The 4,000-nt window shown below is 70.8% G+C and carries 5 protein-coding genes; all 5 read left to right on the top strand.

Annotation, left to right across the window (positions count from 1 at the left end):
• Positions 1 to 534 (top strand): TRAP transporter large permease subunit (locus Q0112_RS05020; RefSeq protein ID WP_297972293.1); only part of this gene is annotated, 534 nt, incomplete at its 5' end.
• Positions 535 to 545: 11 nt separating this feature from the next.
• Entirely contained in the window at positions 546 to 869 is a 324-nt protein-coding gene (locus Q0112_RS05015) for a cupin domain-containing protein (RefSeq protein WP_297972290.1), read from the top strand.
• A 100-nt stretch (positions 870 to 969) separates the two neighbouring features.
• Positions 970 to 1,794 (top strand): 5-dehydro-4-deoxy-D-glucuronate isomerase, encoded by an 825-nt coding sequence (kduI, locus tag Q0112_RS05010; RefSeq protein ID WP_297972288.1) that lies wholly within the window; start codon positions 970 to 972, stop codon positions 1,792 to 1,794.
• Positions 1,791 to 2,537 (top strand): 2-dehydro-3-deoxy-D-gluconate 5-dehydrogenase KduD, encoded by a 747-nt coding sequence (gene kduD / locus Q0112_RS05005; protein ID WP_297972286.1) that lies wholly within the window; start codon positions 1,791 to 1,793, stop codon positions 2,535 to 2,537. The genes kduI and kduD overlap by 4 nt, the downstream gene beginning before the upstream one ends.
• A gap of 122 nt (positions 2,538 to 2,659) precedes the next feature.
• A partial coding sequence (locus Q0112_RS05000; protein ID WP_297972284.1) for a mannitol dehydrogenase family protein occupies positions 2,660 to 4,000 on the top strand: 1,341 nt, incomplete at its 3' end.

The raw sequence follows: 4,000 nt of genomic DNA, 5'->3' as shown, positions 1-4,000 counted from the left end.
CTCCTCGTCACCTTCCTCGTCTACCGCACGCTCGACTTCCGCGAGTTCGTGCACGCGACGCAGCAGGCGGTCCGCACCACCTCGATGGTGCTGCTCATCATCGGCATGGCGGGGTCCTTCGGCTGGCTCATGGCCTACCTCAAGGTGGCGCAGATGACCGTGGACATGATGAGCGCGATCAGCCAGGATCCCTATACCATCCTGCTGATGATCAACATCGTCCTGCTGGTGCTCGGCACCTTCATGGACATGGCGCCGCTCATCATCATCACCACGCCGATCTTCCTGCCGGTGGTGCAGAGCTTCGGCATCGACCCGGTGCATTTCGGCGTCATCATGATCCTGAACCTCGGCATCGGCCTCAACACCCCGCCGCTCGGCCCGGTGCAGTTCGTCGCCGCCGCCGTCGGCAAGATCACCATCTGGGACGCGATGAAGTCGATCTGGCCCTTCTACGGCGCCGGCCTCGTCGTCCTGCTGATCGTGACCTACGTTCCGGCCGTCTCGCTCTGGCTGCCGTCGCTCTTCCACTGAAAGGCCCGCCGATGTCCGCTCCCGTCCGCAGCTTTCCCACCATCGACACCGGCGGCGGCATCATGCGCCGCGTGCTCTCCGAGAGCCCCGAGATCATGCTGGTGGAGGTCTCCTTCCCCGCCGGCGCGGTCGGCGAGGAGCACAGCCACCCGCACGTGCAGTCGACCCTGGTCAAGTCCGGCCGCTTCGAGTTCACCGTCGCCGGCGAGAGCTTCACCGTCGGCCCCGGCGACGCCTTCGTCATCCCCGCCGGCGCGGCGCACGGCTGCCGCGCCCTCGGCGAGCCGGGCGTCCTCATCGACACCTTCGCCCCCCGCCGCGACGATTTCCTTTAACCAAGGTTGCGGCGCGGTTAACGCGCACCCGCTTTTTCCTTTCGAATCAACGACCACCCCCCGTGGGCACGCGTGCCCACCCCGTGCCCCGGAGCGCCCCATGCTGACCGTCGAGACCCGCCACGCCGTCGATCCCGCCACCGCGAGGACCTTCGACACCGAGGCGCTCCGCCGCCACTTCCAGGTCGCCGGCATCTTCCGCCCGGGCGAGATCCGCCTCGTCTACACCCACTACGACCGGATGATCGTCGGCGGCGCCGTCCCCTCCGGCGCCCCCCTCGTCCTCGACCGCGTCGCCGAGACCGGCACCCCCTCCGTCCTCGACCGCCGCGAGATGGTCGTCGTCAACATCGGCGGCGCCGGCACCGTCTCCGCCGCCGGCACCGACCACGCCATGACCCGGGGCGACATGCTCTACCTCGGCCGCGGCTCCGGCCCCGTCGCCTTCGCCGGCGAGGGCCGCTTCTACATCCTCTCCGCCCCGGCCCACGCCACCCACCCGACCCGCCTCATCCGCATCGCCGAGGCCGCCTCGAACAAGGTCGGCTCCCCGGAGACCTCGAACGCCCGCACCATCTACCAGTTCGTCCACCCCGACGTGATGCCCTCCTGCCAGCTCGTCGTCGGCCTCACCCGCCTCGAGCCCGGCTCGGTCTGGAACACCATGCCCGCCCACGTCCACGACCGCCGCATGGAGGCCTACCTCTACATCGACCTCCCCGACACCGCCCGCCTCATGCACCTGATGGGCGAGCCCGGCGAGACCCGCCACCTCGTCCTCGCCAACGAGGAGGGCGCCATCTCGCCCCCCTGGTCGATCCACGCCGGCGCCGGCACCCAGGCCTACACCTTCATCTGGGCCATGGCCGGCGACAACGTCGACTACCGCGACATGGACATGGTCGCCATGGCCGACCTCCGATGACCGACCCCTTCCGCCTCGACGGCCGCACCGCCCTCGTCACCGGCGCCAACACCGGCATCGGCCAGGCCATCGCCATCGCCATGGCCGAGGCCGGCGCCAGCGTCATCGCCGCCGCCCGCTCCTCCCTCGACCAGACCCTCGACCTCATCGCCGCCCGCGGCCTCAAGGCCCGCGGCCTCAACCTCCCCCTCGACGACCCGAAGCCGGCCGCCGAGACCCTCCTCACCCTCGGCCCGCTCGACATCCTGGTGAACAACGCCGGCATCATCCGCCGCGCCGATTCGCTCGACTTCACCGAAGCCGACTGGGACGCGGTGATCGACGTGAACCTGAAGGCGGTCTTCTTCCTCTCCCAGGCCTTCGCCCGCCAGGCCTTCGCCCGCAAGGCCGGCGGCGCCATCGTCAGCATCGCCTCGCTGCTGAGCTTCCAGGGCGGCATCCGCGTGCCCTCCTACACCGCCTCGAAGCACGGCGTCGCCGGCCTGACCAAGGTGCTCGCCAACGAATGGGCGGCGAAGGGGATCAACGTCAACGCCATCGCCCCCGGCTATATCGTCACCAACAACACCGAGCCCCTCCGCGCCGACCCCGACCGCTCGAAGGCGATCCTCGACCGCATCCCCGCCGGCCGCTGGGGCGAGCCCTCCGACATCGCCGGCGCCGCCGTCTTCCTCGCCTCCCCCGCCGCGCGCTATATCCACGGCGTGATCCTCCCCGTCGATGGAGGCTGGCTTGCCCGCTGATCTCCCCCGTCGCCCGGTGTCGACAAAGGTTTCAACCCGGTTAACGCCGATGGAGTTATCAAGCAAATTCAACTACATGCCGATTGTCGCACGCGTGCGACTCCAAGCAGGAGGAGCCCCGCTTGCCCGCTGATCTCCCCCGCCTGCAGCGCCCGTCCGGCCCCCGCCCCGGCGTCGGCATCGTCCACCTCGGCCTCGGCGCCTTCTTCCGCGCCCACGGCGCAATCTACATCGCCGAGGCGATGCAGAGCTCGGGCGGCGACTGGGGCATCGTCGGCGTCAGCCTGATGAGCCCGACCCAGCGCGACCTCCTGAAGCCGCAGGGCTTCGCCTACACCGCCCTCGAGCTCGGCCCGGAGGGCGAGACGGCGCAAGTGATCGGCGTCGTCGAGGACGTCCTCGTCGCCCGTGAGAACCCGGCGGCCGTCCTCGTCGCCATGACCGACCCGAAGGTCCGGATCGTCAGCCTGACCGTCACCGAGAAGGGCTACTGCCACGAGCCCTCGACCGGCCGGCTGAACCGCGCGCATCCCGACATCGTCCACGACCTCGCCCACCCCGACGCACCCCGCTCGGCCCCCGGCTATATCGTCCGCGCGCTGGCCAACCGGCGCGCGGCCGGCGTCAGGCCCTTCACCGTCCTCTGCTGCGACAACCTGCCCGAGAACGGCCGCGTCGTCCGCGGCGTCACCTTCGAGCTCGCCCGCCTGATCGACCCCGACCTCGCCGGCTGGATCGAGGCCGAGGGCCGCTTCCCCTCGACCATGGTCGACCGCATCGTGCCGGCGACCAAACCCGAGGACGTCGAGCGGCTGGCCCGGCTCACCGGCGTCCTCGACCTGTCGCCGGTGATGCACGAGCCCTTCCGCCAGTGGGTCGTCGAGGACGACTTCGTCGACGGCGCCCGCCCCGACCTCGGCGCGGTGGGCGTGCAGCTCGTGCGGGACGTCACCCCCTTCGAGCTGATGAAGCTCCGCTGCCTCAACGGCACCCATTCCTCGCTCGCCTACACCGGCTATCTCGCCGGGCACGAGACGATCGCCGAGACGGTCGCCGATCCGGCCTTCGCCGGCTACGTCCGCCACCTCTGGCGGGCCGAGATCATCCCGACCATCGTCCCGCCGCCCGGCGAAGACCTCGCCGCCTACGCCGCCGCCCTCTTCGAGCGCTACGCCAACCCGGCCATCCGCCACCGCACCTGGCAGATCGCCATGGACGGCAGCCAGAAGCTGCCGCAGCGCATCCTCGGCACCATCGCCGACAACCGCGCCGCTGGCCGCCCCTGCCCCGGCCTCACCCTCGCCGTCGCCGCCTGGATGGCCTATGTAGGTGGAGTGGACGAGCGCGGTCGGCCGATCGACGTGAAGGACCCGCTGGCCGCGCGCCTGAAGGCCCTCTCCGACGCCGGCGGCACGCCCGCGGCCAGGGTCGCCGCCCTCCTCGGGGTGGCGGAGGTCTTCCCG

The organism is uncultured Amaricoccus sp. (genome assembly GCF_937858865.1).
In the GTDB taxonomy this organism is placed as follows: domain Bacteria; phylum Pseudomonadota; class Alphaproteobacteria; order Rhodobacterales; family Rhodobacteraceae; genus Amaricoccus.
This window is presented reverse-complemented; position numbering and strand designations above follow the sequence as displayed.